At 65.8% G+C, this 20,453-nt stretch carries 20 protein-coding genes; 11 read left to right on the top strand and 9 right to left on the bottom strand.

Annotated elements, in window-relative coordinates; all coding sequences use genetic code 11:
- Positions 1 to 31: 31 nt before the first annotated feature.
- The gene (locus tag FBY20_RS12755; protein ID WP_056319683.1) at positions 32 to 592 is read right to left on the bottom strand and encodes a bacterioferritin; all 561 of its coding nucleotides are present in this window, start codon (positions 590 to 592) and stop codon (positions 32 to 34) included.
- A 234-nt stretch (positions 593 to 826) separates the two neighbouring features.
- On the opposite strand from FBY20_RS12755, the gene FBY20_RS12750 reads away from it, so the two are divergent.
- The 5 genes from FBY20_RS12750 (at position 827) to FBY20_RS12730 (ending at position 3,892) form a co-directional block, all read left to right on the top strand.
- Positions 827 to 1,417, top strand: a complete 591-nt coding sequence (locus FBY20_RS12750) for a TIGR00730 family Rossman fold protein (RefSeq protein ID WP_056319681.1) — start codon at positions 827 to 829, stop codon at positions 1,415 to 1,417.
- A gap of 35 nt (positions 1,418 to 1,452) precedes the next feature.
- Positions 1,453 to 2,019: a hypothetical protein gene (locus FBY20_RS12745; RefSeq protein ID WP_056319678.1), complete on the top strand. Its 567-nt coding sequence runs from the start codon at positions 1,453 to 1,455 to the stop codon at positions 2,017 to 2,019.
- Between the two features lie 70 nt (positions 2,020 to 2,089).
- Complete coding sequence (locus FBY20_RS12740) at positions 2,090 to 2,716, top strand: HAD hydrolase-like protein (RefSeq protein ID WP_056319675.1); 627 nt, start codon at positions 2,090 to 2,092, stop codon at positions 2,714 to 2,716.
- Between the two features lie 12 nt (positions 2,717 to 2,728).
- Entirely contained in the window at positions 2,729 to 3,355 is a 627-nt protein-coding gene (locus tag FBY20_RS12735; RefSeq protein ID WP_056319673.1) for a pyridoxamine 5'-phosphate oxidase family protein, read from the top strand.
- Between the two features lie 15 nt (positions 3,356 to 3,370).
- Positions 3,371 to 3,892, top strand: coding sequence for a class IV adenylate cyclase (locus FBY20_RS12730; RefSeq protein WP_062838957.1), 522 nt, complete (start codon positions 3,371 to 3,373; stop codon positions 3,890 to 3,892).
- Between the two features lie 19 nt (positions 3,893 to 3,911).
- Here the strand turns inward: FBY20_RS12730 and fmt are convergent, their stop codons facing one another.
- Both fmt and def read right to left on the bottom strand, forming a co-directional pair.
- The gene (fmt, locus tag FBY20_RS12725; RefSeq protein ID WP_142052452.1) at positions 3,912 to 4,853 is read right to left on the bottom strand and encodes a methionyl-tRNA formyltransferase; all 942 of its coding nucleotides are present in this window, start codon (positions 4,851 to 4,853) and stop codon (positions 3,912 to 3,914) included.
- A 14-nt stretch (positions 4,854 to 4,867) separates the two neighbouring features.
- A complete protein-coding gene (gene def / locus FBY20_RS12720; protein ID WP_062838955.1) occupies positions 4,868 to 5,380 on the bottom strand; it encodes a peptide deformylase in 513 nt (170 codons plus the stop codon).
- 229 nt (positions 5,381 to 5,609) lie between these two features.
- On the opposite strand from def, the gene dprA reads away from it, so the two are divergent.
- From dprA to FBY20_RS12705, 3 genes are all read left to right on the top strand, one after another.
- Positions 5,610 to 6,716, top strand: a complete 1,107-nt coding sequence (gene dprA, locus FBY20_RS12715) for a DNA-processing protein DprA (protein ID WP_056319665.1) — start codon at positions 5,610 to 5,612, stop codon at positions 6,714 to 6,716.
- Between the two features lie 93 nt (positions 6,717 to 6,809).
- Positions 6,810 to 7,718: a hydroxymethylglutaryl-CoA lyase gene (locus FBY20_RS12710; protein ID WP_056319662.1), complete on the top strand. Its 909-nt coding sequence runs from the start codon at positions 6,810 to 6,812 to the stop codon at positions 7,716 to 7,718.
- A gap of 39 nt (positions 7,719 to 7,757) precedes the next feature.
- Complete coding sequence (locus FBY20_RS12705) at positions 7,758 to 8,231, top strand: hypothetical protein (protein WP_056319659.1); 474 nt, start codon at positions 7,758 to 7,760, stop codon at positions 8,229 to 8,231.
- Between the two features lie 70 nt (positions 8,232 to 8,301).
- Here the strand turns inward: FBY20_RS12705 and FBY20_RS12700 are convergent, their stop codons facing one another.
- Both FBY20_RS12700 and FBY20_RS12695 read right to left on the bottom strand, forming a co-directional pair.
- Complete coding sequence (locus FBY20_RS12700) at positions 8,302 to 9,318, bottom strand: amino acid ABC transporter substrate-binding protein (protein WP_056319656.1); 1,017 nt, start codon at positions 9,316 to 9,318, stop codon at positions 8,302 to 8,304.
- Between the two features lie 172 nt (positions 9,319 to 9,490).
- Entirely contained in the window at positions 9,491 to 10,732 is a 1,242-nt protein-coding gene (locus FBY20_RS12695) for a PLP-dependent aminotransferase family protein (protein WP_062839050.1), read from the bottom strand.
- Positions 10,733 to 10,943: 211 nt separating this feature from the next.
- Here FBY20_RS12695 and FBY20_RS12690 point away from each other — a divergent pair, with 211 nt between their 5' ends.
- On the top strand, positions 10,944 to 11,663 hold the full coding sequence (locus FBY20_RS12690) for a YggS family pyridoxal phosphate-dependent enzyme (protein WP_142052448.1): 720 nt from the start codon (positions 10,944 to 10,946) through the stop codon (positions 11,661 to 11,663).
- 155 nt (positions 11,664 to 11,818) lie between these two features.
- Positions 11,819 to 12,787, top strand: a complete 969-nt coding sequence (locus FBY20_RS12685) for a tripartite tricarboxylate transporter substrate binding protein (protein ID WP_056319648.1) — start codon at positions 11,819 to 11,821, stop codon at positions 12,785 to 12,787.
- A gap of 174 nt (positions 12,788 to 12,961) precedes the next feature.
- Here FBY20_RS12685 and FBY20_RS12680 read toward each other — a convergent pair whose 3' ends face one another.
- From FBY20_RS12680 to FBY20_RS12665, 4 genes are all read right to left on the bottom strand, one after another.
- A complete protein-coding gene (locus FBY20_RS12680) occupies positions 12,962 to 13,357 on the bottom strand; it encodes an Hsp20/alpha crystallin family protein (protein ID WP_142052445.1) in 396 nt (131 codons plus the stop codon).
- A gap of 32 nt (positions 13,358 to 13,389) precedes the next feature.
- On the bottom strand, positions 13,390 to 13,833 hold the full coding sequence (locus FBY20_RS12675) for an Hsp20/alpha crystallin family protein (protein WP_062838950.1): 444 nt from the start codon (positions 13,831 to 13,833) through the stop codon (positions 13,390 to 13,392).
- A gap of 232 nt (positions 13,834 to 14,065) precedes the next feature.
- Entirely contained in the window at positions 14,066 to 18,025 is a 3,960-nt protein-coding gene (locus FBY20_RS12670; protein ID WP_142052442.1) for an FAD/FMN-binding oxidoreductase, read from the bottom strand.
- Between the two features lie 132 nt (positions 18,026 to 18,157).
- Complete coding sequence (locus FBY20_RS12665; RefSeq protein WP_056319771.1) at positions 18,158 to 18,694, bottom strand: YqaA family protein; 537 nt, start codon at positions 18,692 to 18,694, stop codon at positions 18,158 to 18,160.
- A gap of 95 nt (positions 18,695 to 18,789) precedes the next feature.
- On the opposite strand from FBY20_RS12665, the gene ilvA reads away from it, so the two are divergent.
- Positions 18,790 to 20,298, top strand: a complete 1,509-nt coding sequence (gene ilvA / locus FBY20_RS12660; protein ID WP_056319636.1) for a threonine ammonia-lyase, biosynthetic — start codon at positions 18,790 to 18,792, stop codon at positions 20,296 to 20,298.
- Positions 20,299 to 20,453: the final 155 nt, after the last annotated feature.

The raw sequence follows: 20,453 nt of genomic DNA, 5'->3' as shown, positions 1-20,453 counted from the left end.
CAATCCGCCCCGCGGGCGGGGCGGCGCCCGATCAGGACTTGGCCAGGAAGTCCGACAGGTCGTCGGCGTGTTCCTCTTCCACCGCCAGGATTTCCTCCAGCAGACGGCGCGTGGTGGAATCCTGTTCACCGATGTAATCGATCATCTGGCGATAGCTGTCGATGGCGATACGCTCGGCGATCAGGTTTTCCTTGATCATCTCTTCCAGCGAGTCGCCTTCGACGTATTCGGAATGGCTGCGGTCCAGAATGCCCTTGGGCGACAGGTTCGGCTCGCCGCCCAGCTGCACGATCCGCTCGGCCAGCTTGTCGGCGTGATCCTGCTCTTGTGCCGCGTGCTCGGCAAACTCGGCCGCGACCGGTTCCGCATTCAGACCGCGGGCCATGAAGTAGTGGCGCTTGTAGCGCAGCACACAGACGATTTCCGTGGCCAACGCTTCATTCAGCAGTTTCAGCACGGTTTCACGGTCTGCGCGATACGTGTCGGTGATGGCGCCGGATTCGATGTCCTTGCGCGCCTTGGCGCGAATCGCCTTCACGTCCATATCGAAGGGACGCTTGTTTTCCTGCGGGTTGCGGTTTGCTTGTTCCATATCGTTAGCTCCTCTAGTCCGTGAAAGCAGCACGACGCTGGACTTCCAGTCGTTTTCGCAATCTTCAGTCTACCGAGCACGCCGGAACTTGCTGTGTCCAAACATTGCCCGCGTCTCCCCGCCGTGCTCGCCCAGGGTCTCGGGAGTCCTCCGGCAACCTTGCGTAAACTATCGGCTTCGCGAAAGGCCGCGTGACGCAATCTGTAACGCGGCCGGCAATTTCCCACCCGTTTTATGACTCTGAAGAATATCTGCGTGTATTGCGGCTCCAACCCGGGCACGCGCCCGGACTACGTCGAGCAGGCCCGCGTGCTGGCGCGCGAACTCGTCAAGCGCGACCTGGGCCTGGTGTACGGCGGATCTATCGTCGGGATCATGGGCGTGGTGGCCAACGAAGTGCTGGCCGGCGGCGGCCGCGTCATCGGCGTCATCCCCGAACTGCTTCTCAAGAAGGAACAGGCGCATCTGGGGCTGACCGAGCTGCACACGGTGCAAAACATGCACGAGCGCAAGGCGATGATGATGGAGAAGGCCGACGGCTTCGTCGCCCTGCCCGGCGGCGCCGGCACGCTGGAAGAATTCTTCGAAGTCTGGACCTGGGCGCAATTGAACATGCACCAGAAGCCCTGCGGATTGCTGAACGTGGCCGGGTACTACGATGCCCTGATGCAATTCATTGACCACTCCGTGGAAGAAGCATTCATCCGTCCCCAGCATCGCGACATGCTGGTGGTGGAAGAAGACCCTGCCTTGCTGCTGGATCGCTACGCCATCTACGAGCCGCCCAACGTCTCGAAGTGGTTCGATCCGATCCGAAAGCCCTGACCCCCACGCCAAAGACCTGAACGGAAGCCCCCGCAATGCCTACCGATTCGTTGTTCCCCGGTTGCACCGAGTCCGTATTGCGCGACTATTTTCACGCCAAGGACGAGAACCGCCCGCACTACATGGCCCGCGCCTTCGCGCCCGATGCCGTGCTGAAAATGGCCCTGCGCACGCAGGCCATCGCCTTTCCGCCTGAATCGCATGGCTTGGCCGCCATCACCGACACGCTGGTGCGCAAGTTCGGCCAGACCTACGACAACGTCTACACCTTCTACCTGTCGCGCCCCCCGGCGGACACACGCCTGCCGGATTACCACTGCGACTGGCTGGTCGGCATGACCGAAAAGGCGACCGGCAACGTGCGCGTGGGCTGTGGGCGATACGACTGGGAGTTTCAGCCCGACCCGTATCGCGCCAAGCGCCTGACCATCACGATCGAAACCATGGTAACCCTGCCCCCGGGCGATGCGTCCGCGGTGTTCGGCTGGCTGCTGGCCCTGGACTACCCCTGGACCAGCGCCGCGCGCGTGGTCGCCGGCGCTCCGCCGCTTGAAGACCTGGCGCCGGTCGTGCACTATTTGCTTCACCCGCACGGCATGTAGGGATGCGCGACGACGCCTGTCAGCGTGGGAGAGGCGTCCCCGCCCAGCCTGCCGGCATTGGATTCAAGAATTGAAATACGACATTGCAGCCTTCGACTTCGACGGGACCCTGGCAGACACCATGCCGTGGTTCAACACCATTCTCAATACCGTCGCGGAGAAGTACAACTTCCGCAAGATCGATGCGTCCGAACGCGAAGCGCTTCGCAGCCGCGATGCAATGGAGATCCTGAAGTACCTGAACATCCCGCTATGGAAGCTGCCCGCGATCATGACGCACGTGCGCACGCTGATGCAGGAAATCGATCCCAGCGTGCAGCTGTTTGACGGCATCCCGCAAGCGTTGGCCCGCCTGAAGGCGAGCGGCCTGCGCCTGGCGGTGGTCAGCTCGAACTCCGTCGAAAACGTCAAGCGCGTGCTGGGCGAGGAAACCGCGGCGCTCTTTGACGACTACGAATGCGGCAGCGACCTGTTCGGCAAGGCCGCCAAGATCGACCGCCTGCTCAAGCAGCACGGCACGTCCCCCGAACGTTTCCTGCTGGTGGGCGACGAAATGCGCGACATCGACGCGGCCCGCAAGGCGGGCGTGCGCGTCGGATCGGTTGCCTGGGGCTACAACCATGTGGACGCCCTGCGCGGCCGCGGCCCCGACGAGCTGTTCCTGGCGGTTCAAGACCTTCCCAACGCACTGGCCTAACGCCCAGATCCCATGCATACCGATCCCGCTCACCTGATTACCGACGCCGACGCCCTGCACGCGCTTTACGGTTCGCCCGGCGAAGCCTCCCTGAAAAAAGAGGTCGACCACGTGCATCCGCACTACCGCGCGTTCATCGAGGCCGCGCCGTTCGCGCTGCTGGCGACGGCGGGACCGGATGGGCTGGATGCCTCGCCGCGCGGCGACCCCGCCGGGTTTGTAGTGGTGGAAGACGAAAAGACGCTGCTCCTGCCCGACCGCCGCGGCAACAACCGCGTGGACAGCCTGCTCAACGTCATCGCCGATCCGCGCGTGGCCCTGCTGTTCCTCGTGCCGGGCGTGGGCGAAACATTGCGGGTGAACGGCACGGCGCGCATCAGCGTCGACCCGGCGCTTCTGGCGCGCTTCGAGATGGACGGCAAGCTGCCCCGCTCCGTGCTGGTCATCGACGTGCAGAAGGTCTATTTCCAATGCTCGCGCGCCCTGCTGCGCTCGCGCCTCTGGGACCCGCAGACGCAGATTCCCCGCACCGCGCTGCCCAGCGTCGGCCGCATTCTGTCCGACCTGACCGCAGGCACGTTCGACGGCGTGACCTACGATCGCGAACTGCCCGCCCGCGTGGCCGGTTCGCTTTACTGAATCCGGAGCGCGGCCATGGCACGCAATGTCGAGATCAAGGCGCGGGTGGACAGCCTGGATGCCCTCGAACACCTGGCCGCGGCGCTATCGGGAAAAGAGCCGGTCTTCATCGACCAGGACGACACCTTCTTCACGTGCGCCAACGGCCGCCTGAAGCTGCGCGCCTTCGCGGACGGCTCGGGCGAGCTGATCTTCTATCGGCGCGCCGACGATAGCGGTCCCAAGGAAAGCTTCTACGTCATCTCACCCACCGACGCGCCCGACTCCCTGCGCGAGGCCTTGTCGCACGCCTATGGCGTTATCGGTCGCGTCAGGAAACACCGCACGGTGTTCATCGCCGGGCGCACGCGCATCCACCTGGACCGCGTGCAAGGCCTGGGCGAATTCCTGGAGCTGGAAGTGGTGCTGCGCGACGACGAAAGCGTCGAAGCAGGCATGGAAGAAGCCCGGACGCTGATGGCCGGGCTGGGCGTCGCGCCCGAGCAGTTGCTGTCGGGCGCGTATCTGGATCTGCTGGCGGCGCGCGGCCAGGCGTGAGCCGCCTGGCGCAGCGCCGTCAGGCGGGCTGCCAGCCGCGCACGAACACATCCACCGGCTGGCGCTTGCCGCCCGCCTTTTGCAATTCAAGCAGGCGCAGCACGCCCTGGCCGGTGGCGATGTCGATGCCCGCCGCATCGGCGCGCAGCACGCTGCCCGGGGCCGCCGAGGTGGGCTCGGCCAGCGCCTGGGCGCGCCAGACCTTCACGGCATCGGGCTGCCCCGGCAACCGGATGCTGGCGCCCGGGACGGGATTGAAAGCCCGCACACGGCGCGCCAGCAATTGGGCGGGCTGGCTGCAATCGAGCGCGGCTTCGGCCTTGTCCAGCTTGGCTGCGTAGGTCACGCCGTCTTCCGGCTGCTTGCGCGCGGTCAGGCCGCCATTGGCCAACGCATCCAGCGCCTGGACGATGGCTTCACCACCCGCCTGCGCCAACGCGTCGTGCAGCTGCGCGGCATTGGTCTCGTCCGAGATCGGCACGATGCGTTCGAGCAGCATGTCGCCCGTATCCAGGCCTTCGTCCATCTGCATGATGGTGACGCCGGTACGGGCATCGCCCGCCTCGATGGCGCGCTGGATGGGTGCGGCGCCGCGCCAGCGCGGCAATAGGCTGGCGTGGATGTTCAGGCAGCCCAGACGCGGCAGATCCAGCACCCATTGCGGCAGGATCAATCCGTATGCGGCCACCACCATGACATCGGGCGCCACGCTGTCCAGCAACGCACGGGCCTCGGCGGCCTCGTCCGGATAACGGCCATCCAGACGCAGGCTGCGCGGCTGCGCCACGGCAATGCCGGCATCCAGCGCCGCCTGCTTGACCGGGCTGGGCGTGAGCTTCAGGCCCCGCCCAGCCGGCCGGTCCGGCTGCGTCATGACCAAGGGGATTTCGTGGCCCGCGGCCCGCAGGGCGTCGAACGCGATACGGGCAAATTCCGGGGTTCCGGCAAAGACGATACGCATGGACCGGCTCTCCGTCAGGCGCGCAGCGCTTCGCGCTCGGCTTTCTTGAGCTTGGTCTTGATGCGATTCTGCTTGAGGTTGGACAGGTACTCGACGAACACCTTGCCTTCCAGGTGATCGAGTTCGTGCTGCACGCAAACGGCCAGAAGACCGTCGGCCTCGAACTCGAAAGGCTTGCCATCGATGTCCAGCGCCTTGCAGCGGATGCGCGACGCGCGTTCCACTTCGTCGTAGACGCCGGGGACGGACAGGCAGCCTTCTTCGTAGATCTTGTAATCGTCGCTGCGCCAGGTGATCTCGGGGTTGATCAGGGTCAGCAGCGAATTGCTTTCCTCGGACACGTCGATCACGACGACGCGCTCGTGCACGTCGACCTGGGTCGCGGCCAGGCCGACACCCGGCGCGTCGTACATGGTTTCGGCCATGTCGCGCACGAGTTGGCGGATGCGGTCGTCGACCTCGGCAACCGGCTTGGCCTTTTTGTGCAAGCGCGGATCCGGGTAGCGAAGGATGGGAAGTAAAGCCATTGAAGGGGATCGCCAGTAGTGATGCTTAGGCGAGAGTTTAATTCATTAGAGTCTTGATTTCTAATAGTTTTCGGCTAATTCAGGGATTGCGGACATTGCTGCGGCACCGTTTTTGCAGGGGGTTTTCGCCATTTGCGCGGGCGCGCATATCCGTCCACCCCGGTCCTGATGGACGGGCGTGGCACATGCGACACTCTCGAACCCCAGACGCCTTTTCCGCGCCCGTTTCATGCCCCTCACGCAATCACCCGAAGAACTCGCCGCCTGGCTGCGGCTGTCCCTCGAACCCAACGTCGGTTCCGCGACCGCCTGCCAGCTGCTGGCCGCGCTTGGTCTGCCCGACCAGATCTACGCGCAGCGCGCCACCGCGCTCTCGCGGCACGTGCCGGAAGCGCTGGCGCGGCAATTGGCGGCGCCCATGCCGGCCGACATGGAAAAGCAGGTGCAGGCGGCGCTGGAATGGGTGCAGCAGCCCGGCCGCCACGTCCTCACGCTGGCCGATCCCTCCTATCCGCAAAGCCTGCTGACGATCGCCGACCCGCCCATCCTGCTGTATGTCGCCGGGGACCCCGCTTTTCTGCAGGGGCCGTCGCTGGCGGTCGTGGGCGCGCGCAATGCCACGCCCGGCGGCCAGGAGAATGCGCGCGCGTTTGCCCGGCATCTTGCGGGCAACGGCTGGCGCGTCGTCAGCGGCCTGGCGCTAGGCATCGACGCCGCCGCGCATGAAGGGGCGCTGGACGCCGGCCCGCAGGGCGCGGGCACCGTTGCGGTCATGGGAACGGGCATCGACCGCATCTATCCGGCCAGCCATCGCGACCTGGCGCACCGCATCGCCGCGCACGGTGCGCTGGTGTCGGAGCTTCCGCTGGGCACCGGCGCGCGCCCGCAACATTTTCCCAAGCGCAACCGCATCGTGGCGGGCCTGGCGCGCGGCGTGCTGGTGGTGGAAGCGGCCAAGCAGAGCGGGTCGCTGATCACCGCGCGGCTAGCCGGGGAATGCGGACGCGAAGTCTTTGCCATCCCCGGCTCCATCCATTCGCCGCTGTCGCGCGGCTGCCATGCCTTGATCCGCCAGGGCGCCAAGCTGGTCGAAACCGCCATGGACATCACGGACGAGCTTGGCGGGGGCCCCACGCCGACGCCGCCCGCGCGCAGGCAGACACCGGCCCCCGCCCATCCCTTGCTCGACGCCCTGGGTTTCGACCCGCTGCATCTGGATGCCATCCAGGCGCGATGCGGCCTGCAGACGGCCGACCTGCAGACGCAACTGGTCGAACTAGAATTGCAGGGCCGCATCGCCCGGCTGGACGATGGCCGCTACCAGCGTTTGCACTAGCACTGCAACGGGGCCGGATGCGATGGCGCTAATATGTTCGGCAGCGCCGCAGCCTTGTAGCGCCGGCCTCCCAATACCGACACAGGAAGAGACATGGCATTGCCCTCCCGCGTGAAGATCGTCGAGGTATCGCCTCGCGACGGTCTGCAGAACGAAAAGGAATTTGTCCCCACCGACATCAAGGTGGAACTGGTCAACCGCCTGAGCGCCGCGGGCTTCCCCAATGTGGAAGCCGCGTCGTTCGTGTCGCCCAAATGGGTGCCGCAGATGGCCGACGGCGCCGACGTGATGGCGCGCATCGAACGCCGGCCCGGCACCATCTATTCGGTGCTGACGCCCAACATGAAGGGTTTTGAAGGGGCGCTGGCCGCCCGCGCGGACGAAATCGTGATCTTCGGCGCCGCCAGCGAGGCCTTTTCCCAAAAGAACATCAACTGCTCCATCGCCGAATCCATCGCGCGTTTCGAGCCCGTCGTGCAGGCCGCGCGCGAAGCCGGCATCCGCGTGCGCGGCAGCATCAGCTGCGCGCTGGGCTGTCCCTACCAGGGCGAAGTTCCCGTCGAGGCCGTGGTGGACGTGGCGCAGCGCTACCTGGCGATGCAGGTCGATGAGATCGACGTGGCCGACACCATCGGCGTGGGCAACCCCAAGCGCGTGCGCGAAGTGATGGCCGCCGTCACGCAGGTCGTGGACCCGGCGCGCGTGTCGGGCCATTTTCATGACACCTATGGCCAGGCGCTTGCCAACATCCTGGCAGCCTTGGAAACCAACATTTCCATCTTCCACACGTCGGTGGCCGGCCTGGGCGGCTGCCCCTACGCAAAGGGCGCCACCGGCAACGTCGCGACGGAAGACGTGCTGTACATGCTGCGCGGCCTGGACATCGACACGGGCGTGGACTTCGACGCCGTGGTCGACATCGGGCAATGGATGTCCGCGCATCTGAACCGCAAGGGCTCCAGCCGCGCCGGCAACGCCATCGCCGCCAAGCGCGCGGCCTGATCCCGCGCCGCACGCCCCCGTCCGCATGACCCGGCCCGCATGACCACCCCGACAGCCACCCGCGCGCCCGAAGACCTCGCGGCGCTGCTCCGCGCCATCGGCCCGTTGCCCCTGGCGGGCCAGGCCTGGCCGGACTGGGTGCGCATCCTGACCTGGGTGTTGCTTGCGGTGCTGGGCGTGCAGGTTGTCACCACCGCCATCCGCGCGCCCTCACAGCCCTTCGACACGCTGCTGGCAGTGGCCGTGGTGCTGTGCTTTGTGGCGCTGTTGTTTGTCTCGTGGCACATGCAGACGTCCATCACCACGATCGACGATCACGGCATCCGCCAGACATGGTTCACGCGGCGCGAAGTGGCCTGGGAAGACGTGCGCTTCGCGCGCTTCGTGCCAATGGTGTTTTCCAAGCGGCTCGTCGTCTTCACGCACCGCGGAAAGCCGGTGATTTTTCAGGGCGGCACGCGGGAACTGCGCGCGGCGTTCGTGAAGATCGGAGAGTTGTACAAGAGCGCCTGATTCCGTCCAAAGTCAGCCGGTGTCAGACACACAAGGTGTCTGACACGCACGGGCTTTGAGACACACGGGATCAACGGATCGGCAACGCGTACATCAATCCGCCCTGCGTCCACTGCGCATTCAAGCCGCGCTTGATCTTGAGCGGGCTGCCCTCGCCCACGTTGCGCTCAAAGCTCTCGCCGTAGTTGCCCACCTGCTTGACGATGTTGTAGGCCCACTTTTCGTCCAGCCCCAGATTCGCGCCGCTGCCGGGCGTCACGCCCAGGATGCGCTTGATGTTGGGATTGGCGCTCTTGGCCTGTTCGTCCACGTTCTTGGACGTGACGCCGTATTCCTCGGCTTCGATCATGGCCGACAACGACCAGCGCACGATATTCAGCCACGCGTCGTCGCCCTGGCGCACGAACGGGCCCAGCGGTTCCTTGGAGATGATCTCGGGCAGCACGACGTAGTCGTCGGGATTCTGCAGCTTGGAGATGCGGATCGAGGCCAGGCCCGAGGCGTCGGTCGAGAACACGTCGCAGCGGCCCGAGGCAAACGCGTTGACGACCTCGTTGAAGGTCTCGATGACGACAGGCTTGTAGGTCACGTTGTTGGCGCGCGCCCAGTCGGCCAGGGTGTTCTCGTTGGACGTGCCGGTCTGCAGGCAGACCGTGGCGCCGTTGATTTCCTTGGCGCTTTTCACGCCCAGCGATTTGGGCACCAGAAAGCCCTGACCGTCGTAGAAATTGATGCCGGCATGGATGATGCCAAGCGCCGTGTCGCGTTGCTGCGTCACCGTGGTGTTGCGCGTCAGCACATCGACTTCGCCGGATTGCAGCGCGGTGAAGCGCTGCTGCGAATTGAGCGGCACCACCTTGATCTTGTTCGCATCGCCGAACACCGCGGCCGCGATGGCGCGGCACAGGTCCACGTCCAGGCCCTGCCATTTGCCTTGCGCGTCGGGCGCGGAAAAGCCCGCAAAGCCTGTGGTCGTGCCGCATGCGACGGCGCCGCGCTGTTTCACGACGTCCAGTGTTGCGGCCTGCGCGCCCTGCGCGGCTGCCATCAGAAGCGCCGCGCCCACCAACCCTTTTGCAATGTTCATGACGAGAATTCCTTTCTGCTACCGGGCGCGAAAGCGCGCCAAGGCATGCAGCTTATAGACATGAAGCGCCCCCGCCAAATAACGGACGCTTATTTAGGTATGCCGCCGGCGCGTGCCGGCGGACCTGCGCAGAAAGGATAGCAACGCGGCGTGGGCATGACGCTGCGCGCCGTCAAGCCGCCAGCGAAATCGACACCGGCTCGTTGGCCTGGCACGCGTCGAGCGCGCGGCCCAGGCGGACCATGCCCTGTGCGATCTGGGTTTCATTCATGGTGGCGAACGACATGCGCATGGCGAACAGATCCGCCTGCGCCGCGTCGGCGTAGAACGCCTTGCCGGGCACGTAGACGACTTCGTGCTCAATGGCGTAAGGCAACAGGCGCGTCGCATCCACCTCGCCGGTCAGGCGTGCCCAGAAGAACATGCCGCCCTCGGGCTTGCTGAACGTGATGCGGCCATCCAGTTCGCGCGCCAGCGCGTCGGCCATGGCGGTGCAGCGCAAGCCGTAGGCGGCGCGGATGCGCGGCACGTGTTCGTCATAGCGGCCGTTGGCCAGATACTGGGCGACGACCTCCTGGATCCACGCCGAGGACGCCATGTCGTCGGCAGCCTTCGCGGCGACGCAGCGGCGGCGGATTTCGGGCGGCGCGACCAGCCAGCCGATGCGCAGCGCGGGCGCCATGGTCTTGGACATGCTGGCCAGATATACCGCCCAATGGCGGGCCTCGCCCTCGGCCAGCGCAGCGATGGGCGGCACGGCCTGCCCGGCAAAGCGCAGTTCGCTGTAAGGGTCGTCTTCGACGATCAGGAAACGGTGCTTGACCGCCAGTTCCAGCAGCCGCAGGCGGCGCGCGCGCGAAATGGTGGCGCCGCAGGGATTCGAAAACGAGGCAACCACGCAGACCATCTTGGGCTTCACGCGCGCGGCCAATTCGTCCAGCGCGTCCACGTCGATGCCATCCGGGCCTGAGGGCACGGTGTGGACCGTCGCCCCCGTGTAGCGCAAGGCCTGCACGGAGTTCGGGAATGCCGGCGATTCGATGATGGCGTGGTCGCCGGGCTGCAGCATCACGCGGGTCAGGAGCGCCAGCGCCTGCTGCGAGCCGCCCGTCACGACCAGTTCCGTGTCGGCATTGCAATGCAGGCCACGCGCCGCGGACAGGCGCGCCAGCTCATGCCGCAGGCTGGCCTGGCCGTCGATGTTGGAGTACTGCAGGCAGGCGCCCAGCCGGGCCATGACCTGCGTGGACGCGATCGACAAGCCGTCGACGTCGAACAATTCCTGCGCCGGATATCCGCCAGCCAGCGAAATGGTGCCCGGACGCATGGCGTAGGGCATGAGCGATCGGATGGGCGAGGCGGGAGGGTTCAGGAACGGCGTGGCAAAGACGTATTCGGGCGCTGCACTGGACATGGCGGAATGGCTGAGTAGGAGGGGGATCGTGTCGCCCGAATGGGCGGCGCCGGACGGCATAGAACTTTGAAATATAAACAAATCTCCGCAAATTCTAAGCCTGCCTCTCTGACAGGGTCAACGCCAGCCTTGCCCGGTTATTGGTCCGCGCGCCGACAAGCGCCAAAACACGTCCTACACTATGGGACATCCTGTTTTCCCAGAGAGCTGCATGACCGCCGACGACACCATGGCCGGGCGCCTCGCCCGGATCCAGCAACGTATCCGAGAGGCCTGCGAACGGGCGGGCCGTCCTCCTGGCAGCGTGACCCTGCTGCCCGTCAGCAAAACCTTTGGCGAGGACGCCATCCGCGAAGCGATGGCGCTGGGCCTGACCCGCTTTGGCGAGAACAAGACCCAGGAGATTCGCCAGAAGGCCGAGGCGCTGGCAGGTTTGGGGCTGCAATGGGTGCTGATCGGGCACCTGCAGACCAACAAGGCCAAGGACGCCGCGCGCGATGCGTCGGAGGTCCAATCCCTGGACCGCGTGGAGCTGGCCGATGCCCTGCACCGCCGCCTGCAGAATGCGGGCCGCACGCTGGACGTGCTGGTGCAGGTCAAGACCTCGTCCGAACCCAGCAAGTACGGCATGGCGCTCGAAGAGGTCGGCCCGTTCCTGCGCCGCATCGCCGCCGACTATCCCACGCTGCGCGTGCAGGGGCTGATGACATTGGCGGTCAACTCCCCCAATGCCGATGAAGTCCGTGCCTGCTTTCGCGCGCTGCGCGAGCTGCGCGATGGACTGGCAAAAGAGAACATCCCCGGCGTTTCGCTGGACCGTCTGTCGATGGGCATGAGCGGCGACTTCGAACTGGCCATCGAGGAGGGCTCGACAGAGGTCCGCATCGGCTCGGCCATCTTCGGCGCGCGAACTTATCCGGATCCGCAATAAGGCGGAGAGGCGGGAGTTTGAGGGGGCCCAATGCACGGGCCCCTTTTTGCGCAGGCGCAAGGCATAATAGCCACGCAAAAAATATGCGGCGTAAGTTGACGTCGATCAACGACGCAAGCGCCGCGCTCACGATATCCCGCACGAGGAGACACTTCATGCACAAGCACGCAAAGCGCCTGCTGGCGCTTGCCGCCCTGTCGCTGGCCGCCACCGCGGCATCCGCCCAATCCTGGCCCACGCAACCGGTCCGCTGGATCGTTCCCTACCCCGCCGGCGGCGGCACCGACGTGGTGGCCCGCACCGTGGCCAGCAGCCTGGAAAAGACGCTGGGCCAGACCATCGTGGTCGAGAACCGTCCGGGCGCCGGCACCATCATCGGCGCCACGGCCATCGCCCAGGCCGAACCCAACGGCTACCTGGTGGGCACGGCGGACTCCGGCACGCTGGCCTTCAATTCGTCGCTTTACGCCAAGCTGTCCTACGACCCCGCCAAGTTCACCTACATCGGCGGCATCGCCAAGTTCCCGCTGCTGCTGGCCGTGAACGTCAATTCGCCGTACAAGACGGTCGAAGACGTGCTCGCCGCCGCCAAGAAGGAACCGGGCAAGCTGACCTCGGCATCCGCCGGCGCGGGCTCGCCGCATCACCTGGCGCTGGAACTCTTCAAGCAACGCACGGGCGTCAACGTGCTGCACGTTCCGTACAAGGGCGCGGCGCCCGCCATCCAGGACCTGCTGGGCGGCCAGGTGGACATGATGTTCATCGACCTGGGATCGGGCCTGCCCAACGTCAAGGCCGGCAAGCTGCGCGTGCTGGCCGCCGCCACGCCCGAGCGCGTGACGGTGCTGCCGGACGTCCCGACGATGGCCGAACAGGGCGTGGCCAATTTCACGGCCTACGCCTGGCAAGGCCTGGTCGGCCCGGCCGGCCTGCCGGAAGCCGTCGTCAAGAAGCTGTCGACCGACCTGGACGCCACGCTCAAGTCGCCCGCGGTCTCGCAGAAGATGCTGGACATGGGCGTCATCCCCATGCCGATGTCGGCGCAGGACTTCAAGACGTATGCCGATCAGGAGCGCAGCGCCTGGGCGGACGTCATCAAGAAGGCGAACATCAAGCTGGAGTGATCGCTCCGGCGTCATCCGGCAAGGCAAAAAGCCGCGGTCAGTCGACCGCGGCTTTTTCATGGGCCTGCTTGGAATGGTGTCAGACACCCGGCGCAGACAGTCCCCGTTTGCCGTGGCGACTCGTCGGGTGTCCGACACCTGTGGGCCGCACCGAATGGCGTCCCGACGCCCGAATTACCCCACTACGACAGGAATCTGCCGCGGCTGCGCCTCACGCACGCGCGGAATGCGCAGCGTCAGAAGGCCCTGCTTCAGGCTCGCGCTGATCTGCGCGCGGTCGAACTCCTGCCCCAGCCGGAACGCCCGGCGAAAGAGCGGCGCGCGCATTTCACCCAGCACCAGCCGCAGGTCGCTCGGCGTCTCGACCGAGGCCTCGCCCTCGATCTGCAGCACGTCGGCCTCGACGTTGATGCGCAGCCTTTCCTTGGACACGCCCGGCAGGTCCGCAAGCAGCGTGATGCCTTCCTTGTCCTCGTAGATGTCCACGGCCGGCACGGTCACCCCGCGTCCGTCGCGCTTTTCGGAGACGGCCGCTTCGGCGGGCACGGTCAGGTCTTTGCGTTCATTCATGATCGTTACTCCTATGCGGTTGCGTTGGCGGGTCACTGCACGGTCACGGTGCGCGGCTTGGCCGATTCCTTACGCTTGATCGAAATGGCCAGGCAGCCGTCCGTGTAACGCGCCTGCACATTGTCCGGATCGGCGTCGGCGGGCAGCTCGATGACGCGCGTGTAACGGCCCTGCGTACGCTCGCGCGCGTAGTAGCGGGCGCCTTCGGGCAGGTCCTGCGGCTTGCGCTCGCCGCTGATGGTCAACAGGCTCTTTTCGATCGACACGTTCAAGCCTTCCGGATCCACGCCGGGAATGAACGCAACGACTTCGATCGAATCGCCGGACACCCCGACGTTGACGGGCGGAAAATACCCCTGGGGCGTGGCGCGCAAGGCGGCAGGCACCCCAGCGCCGCGCAGCACGCGGCCCATGTGTTCCTGAATGGCGTCGAAGGCCGACGCGAAGCCGCTGTCGTTGAACGGAAAGTTGCTCATGAAGGTCTCCTCGGATCAAAAAAGGGACCGATGCAGACGCGCCACAATCGCCACCACCGCGACCGCACGTCTGATCGCTTCAGTGCCAAGTATGGGAGCGGTTTTTGGAGTTTCAAGGGGGGAAAAAAGGGCTGGTGCCACCGCCTTCATTGCCCGGTTTCCCGCATTGCGCGGCGCAAAAAAAAAACCGCGGCCATCGCTGGCCGCGGTTCTCGATTGCGCAGGGCGCGGATTACACAAGGACTCGTTCGATCCCGCCCGCGTTGGCGCGGCGCACGTAGTCTTCCATCCAGCCTTCGCCAAGAATGTGGCGCGCCATCTCGACCACGATGTAGTCGGCTTCCATGCCGATGTCGCCCTCGTAGCGCGACAGGCCCTGCAGGCACGACGGGCAAGAAGTCAGGACCTTCACGTCGCCCGTGAAGCCGTCGCTGCGGATCGCGGCATCGCCCTTCTGCAGCTCTTCCTGCTTGCGAAAGCGCACCTGCGTGGAGATGTCGGGACGGCTGACCGCCAGCGTGCCCGACTCGCCGCAGCAGCGGTCGCTCTTGATCGCGCCATCGCCCACCAGCGCGCGCACGGTCTTCATGGGTTCCTGCAGCTTCATCGGCGTGTGGCAGGGGTCGTGGTACATGTAGCGCACGCCCTTGGCACCTTCCAGCTTGATGCCCTTTTCCAGCAGGTATTCGTGGATGTCGATCAGCCGGCAGCCCGGGAAGATCTTTTCGAATTCATAGCCGGCAAGCTGGTCGTAACAGGTGCCGCAGCTGACCACCACGGTCTTGATGTCCAGGTAGTTCAGCGTGTTGGCGACGCGGTGGAACAGCACCCGGTTGTCGGTGATGATCTGCTCGGCCTTGTCGGTCATGCCGTTGCCACGCTGGGGATAGCCGCAGCACAGGTAGCCGGGTGGCAGCACGGTCTGCACGCCGGCGTGCCACAGCATCGCCTGCGTGGCCAGGCCCACCTGCGAGAACAGGCGCTCGGAACCGCAGCCCGGGAAGTAGAACACCGCTTCCGTGTCGGCCGTGGTGGCCTTGGGGTCGCGGATGATCGGCACGTAGTTCGCGTCTTCGATGTCGAGCAACTTGCGCGCGGCCTGCTTGGGCAGCCCGCCCGGCATCTTCTTGTTCACGAAGTGCACCACCTGCTCGCGCAGCGGCGGCTTGCCCACCGTGGCCGGCGGCTTGGCCGTCTGCTTCTTGACCAGGCCCGAGAACAGGTCGTGCGCGGCGCGCTGCACCTTGTAGCCCACGCCCACCATCGCCTTGCGGGTGGCGTTGATGGTGGCCGGATCCTTGGCGTTCAGGAAGAACATGGCGCTGGCCGTGCCCGGGTTGAACGACTTGCGGCCCATGCGGCGCAGCACGGCGCGCATGTTCATCGACACGTCGCCGAAGTCGATGTCGACCGGACAGGGGTTGTAGCACTTGTGGCAGACGGTGCAGTGGTCGGCAACGTCTTCGAACTCTTCCCAGTGCTTCAGGCTGACGCCGCGGCGGGTCTGCTCTTCGTACAGGAAGGCTTCGACCAGCAGCGACGTGGCCAGGATCTTGTTGCGGGGCGAGTACAGCAGGTTCGCGCGCGGCACGTGCGTGGCGCACACCGGCTTGCACTTGCCGCAGCGCAGGCAGTCCTTGATCGATTCCGAAATGGCGCCGATGTCGCTTTGCTGCATGATCAGCGACTCGTGGCCCATCAGGTTGAAGCTGGGCGTCCAGGCGTGGCGCAGGTCCGCGCCGGGCATGAGCTTGCCGGCGTTGAAGTGGCCATTCGGGTCGACGCGGCGCTTGTAGTCCTGGAACGGGGCCAGCTCGGCCTCGGTCAGGAACTCGTACTTGGTCAGGCCGATGCCGTGTTCGCCGGAGATCACGCCGTCCAGGTCGCGAGCGATCTGCATGATGCGCTCGACGGCCGCGTGGGCCTCGCGCAGCATTTCGTAGTCGTCCGAGTTGACCGGGATGTTGGTGTGCACGTTGCCGTCGCCGGCGTGCATGTGCAGCGCGACGAACACGCGGCTCTTGAGCACCCGGGCGTGAATGGCGACGAGTTCGTCGACGATCTTCTTGTAGGCCGCGCCCGAGAACGCGCGCTGCAGGCCCGCCAGCACCTCGGTCTTCCAGGAGACCCGGATGGTGCGGTCCTGCACCACGTCAAAGACGCGTGCGCCGGGCTGTGCGGCCAGGCGTTGGGTCAACGTGGCGCGCAGTTCGCCAAGACCCAGTCCGTCCAGTTGCGGCAGCGCCTCGCCCAGCGGCAGGTCCAGGTTGTCCAGCAACCATTGCCAGCGCTGGCGCGTGGCGGCGATCAGTTCGATGGCCTGGCGCGTGCGCTCGGCCAGCGCTTCGGCGCGGGTGGTTTCGATGTCGGCATCGTCGATCTTGCCCACCGGCAGCGGCGTGCACAGATAGGCGTCAAGTTCCCCCAGCAGCTTGAGCTTGTTGCTCGTGGAGAGCTCGATGTTGATGCGTTCGATGTGGTCCGTGTATTCGCCCATGCGGGGCAGCGGGATCACGACGTCTTCGTTGATCTTGAAGGCGTTGGTGTGACGGGCGATCGCGGCGGTGCGCGAGCGGTCCAGCCAGAATTTCTTGCGCGCCTCGGGGCTGACGGCCACAAAGCCTTCGCCGTGGCGCGTGTTGGCCAGGCGCACGACCTCGCTGGCGGCCGCGGCCACCGCGTCGTCGTCATCGCCGACGATGTCGCCGATCAGGACCATCTTGGGCAGCACGCCGCGCTTGCTCTTGGTGGCGTAGCCCACCGCACGCAGATAGCGTTCGTCCAGGTGCTCCAGGCCGGCCAGGATGGCGCCGCGCGCCTTGCCTTCGCCGTCCAGGTAACCCTTGACCTCGACGATCGACGGGATGGCGTCGCGCGCCTGCCCGAAAAATTCCATGCAGACGGTGCGCGTGTGGCGCGGCATGCGGTGCAGCACCCAGCGCGCCGACGTGATGAGACCGTCGCAGCCTTCTTTCTGAATGCCGGGCAGGCCCGCCAGGAACTTGTCCGTGACGTCCTTGCCCAGGCCTTCCTTGCGGAACACACGGCCCTGGATTTCCAGCGTCTCGGTCTTGAGCAGGCGTTCGCCGGGCTTGCCCTTGCCGTCGAACCACTTGAGCTCGAAGCGGGCCACTTCCACGTCATGGATCTTGCCCATGTTGTGGTCCAGGCGCGTGACTTCCAGCCAGTTGCCGTCCGGATCGACCATGCGCCACCAGGCCAGGTTGTCCAGCGCGGTGCCCCACAGCACGGCCTTCTTGCCGCCGGCGTTCATGGCGATGTTGCCGCCCACGCACGAGGCCTCGGCGGACGTCGGGTCCACGGCGAACACAAAGCCGGCCGCCTCGGCCGCTTCGGACACGCGCTTGGTGACCACGCCGGCGCCGGCGTGGATGACCGCAACGGGCTCGGTGAGGCCGGGCAGGATACAGGACTCGACCTTGCCCAGCTTGTCGAATTTCTCGGTGTTGATGACCGCCGACTTCCAGGTCAGCGGAATGGCGCCGCCGGTGTACCCGGTGCCGCCGCCGCGCGGCACGATGGTCAGGCCCAGTTCGATACAGGCGGTGACCAGCGCGGCGATCTCGTCCTCGGTGTCGGGCGTGAGCACGACAAAGGGGTATTCCACGCGCCAGTCGGTCGCATCGGTAACGTGCGACACGCGCGACAGGCCGTCGAACTTGATGTTGTCGCGCGCCGTGATGCGGCCCAGCACCTTCTGCGCCTGCTTGCGCATCATGGCGGTCTGGTCGAACTCGCCTTCGAAGGCGGCAATGGCAGAACGCGCCCGGGCCAGCAGCCCGACCACCTTCTCGTCGCGATGCGGATCGTGGCCGGCTTCGGCGGGCGCGCCCGGTTCGCGGCGCTTGTCGATTTCGCCCAGGCGGTGATGCAAGGCCTCGATGAGCTGCTTGCGGCGCTTGGGATTGTCGAGCAGGTCATCCTGCAGGTAAGGGTTGCGGCGCACGACCCAGATATCGCCCAACACTTCGTAGAGCATCCGGGCGGAACGGCCCGTGCGGCGCTCGCCGCGCAGATCGCTCAGCAGGCTCCAGGCATCTTCGCCCAGCAACCGGCCCACGATTTCGCGGTCGGAAAACGACGTGTAGTTGTAGGGGATTTCGCGCAATCGCGCGGGTGCGGCGGGCGGCATCGCCCCGTTCAAGATGTGGCTGGCGAGTGGGGCGTTCATGGCGGCAAGAGGGGGCCCTTAAAAAAGTATTTTATGCCATTGTCCCGACCTGGCCCCGAATAACCCGGGCAAGCCGTGCAAAAGCGCATCGGGGACGACGCGTTTCGTCCCCGTTTAAGTGTGGCGTCAGCGCTAGATTTTGCCCGGGAAGAACCAGAGCAGGCCGGCAGTCATGAACAGATAGCGCATGAATTTGCCGATGGCCATGTAGAAGACGCAGGGCCAGAAGGACAGGCGCAACCAGCCCGCGACGGCGCACAGGGGGTCACCCACTGCGGGCAACCAGGACAAGAGCAGCGCCGGCGGCCCCATCCGATGCAGCCAATCGTGGGCGCGCTCGTTCCAGCGTCCGCGCATTCGGCCGCCTTCGGTGGCCTTGGGGTGCGGATGGGGGTGCTTTTCCTTCCAGCGCTCGACTGCCTTCTCGGCGCCCAGCCCCATCGCGTAGCTGATGGCCCCGCCCACGGTGTTGCCGGCCGTCGCCACCAGGACGGCGGGCCAGAACATGTCCGGCGATAGCTTGATATAGCCAAACACCGCCGGCTCGGAGCCCAGCGGCAGCAGGGTCGCGGACACGAGCGAGACGGTGAAGATGGCCGGCAGGCCCACGGAGGGCAGCGCCAGCACCCCCAAGAGCCAATGAACTGCGGATAAGAGACTTTCTTCCATGGTTGCGGCAGTGTAGCCGCGGGAAACCGCGAAGGCGACAGGCATTCCCTGCAATAATCCTGGCCAGTCCCCACTCTTGCCCTGTCGCGCGGTCCATGTCCACTGATTATCTGAAACGCATCCTGACTTCCAAGGTTTACGACGTTGCGGTCGAATCCCCGCTCGAGGCAGCGCCCCTGCTGTCGCAGCGGATGTCGAACACGATGTTGCTCAAGCGCGAGGATACCCAGGCGGTGTTCAGCTTCAAGCTGCGCGGCGCCTACAACAAGATGGCGAACCTGAGTCCGGCGGCCCGCAACCGCGGCGTCATCGCGGCCTCGGCCGGCAACCACGCGCAGGGCGTCGCGCTGGCGGCCAGCCGCCTGGGCTGCCGCGCCGTGATCGTCATGCCCACGACCAGCCCGCAGGTCAAGATCGATGCCGTGCGCCGCCTGGGCGGCGAGGTCGTGCTGGCCGGCGAGAGCTTTTCGGATGCCTACGCGCACGCGCAGGTGCTGGAAAAGAAAGAGAAGCTGACCTTCGTCCATCCCTTCGACGACCCCGACGTGATCGCCGGCCAGGGCACCGTCGGCATGGAAATCCTGCGCCAGCACCCCGGCCACATCGATGCGATCTTCGTGGCCATCGGCGGCGGCGGCCTCATTGCCGGGGTTGCGGCCTACATCAAGCAGCTGCGTCCCGAGATCAAGATCATCGGCGTGCAGACCGAGGACTCGGACGCCATGCTGCGCAGCGTGCGCGCGGGCCGGCGCGTCCAGCTGAACGACGTCGGCCTGTTCTCGGACGGCACGGCGGTCAAGATGGTGGGCGCCGAGACCTTCAAGCTGGCGCGCAAGTATGTGGACGATTACGTGGTGGTCAACACCGATGCGATCTGCGCGGCCATCAAGGACGTCTTTCAGGACACGCGCAGCGTGCTGGAGCCGGCCGGCGCGATGGCGGTGGCAGGCGCCAAGCAGTACGCGGCCGAGCACAACCTCAAGAACAAGACGCTCGTCGCCATTGCATGCGGCGCGAACATGAACTTCGACCGGCTGCGCTTCGTGGCCGAACGCGCCGAGGTCGGCGAAATGCGCGAGGCCGTCTTCGCGGTCACCATGCCCGAGCAGCGCGGGAGCTTCCGCCGCTTCTGCGAACTGGTGGGCGAACGCAGCGTCACCGAATTCAACTACCGCATCTCGGACGCGGATCGCGCCCACGTGTTCGTCGGCATCCAGGTCTCGTCCGCCGCGGAACCCGACAAGATCGCCGCGAACTTCCGCCGGCACGGATTCGACACGCTGGATCTGACTCACGACGAAATGGCCAAGACCCACCTGCGCCACATGGTGGGCGGCCGCTCGGCGCTGGCGCGAAACGAATTGCTGTACCGGTTTGAATTTCCCGAGCGTCCGGGCGCGCTGATGCGCTTTCTGAACGCGATGAATCCCGACTGGAACATCAGCCTGTTCCACTACCGCAACCAGGGCGCCGACTATGGCCGCATCCTGATCGGCATCCAGGTGCCGCCCGCGGACAAGAAGCTGTTCCGCAACTTCGTGGCGGAATTGGGTTATCCCCACTGGAACGAAACCGACAACCCGGCCTACAAGCTCTTCCTGTAGTTCTGGCGACGCAATGCGAGAGGGCCTCCTTGCGGAGGCCCTTCCCTTCTGGGCGCAAGTCACGCCCGGCCGGACCCAATGTAGGGGGGGTTCGCTGTCACTCGGCGGTCCACGGAGAATGGCCCGCGCATTCAGCAAGGTCCGGCCGGACGCGC

This window comes from Achromobacter sp. SLBN-14 (assembly GCF_006715415.1).
GTDB classification, from domain to species: Bacteria; Pseudomonadota; Gammaproteobacteria; order Burkholderiales; family Burkholderiaceae_B; genus Achromobacter; species Achromobacter mucicolens.
The sequence above is the reverse complement of the archived record's forward strand: the minus strand, read 5'-3'. Positions and strand labels throughout refer to the sequence as shown.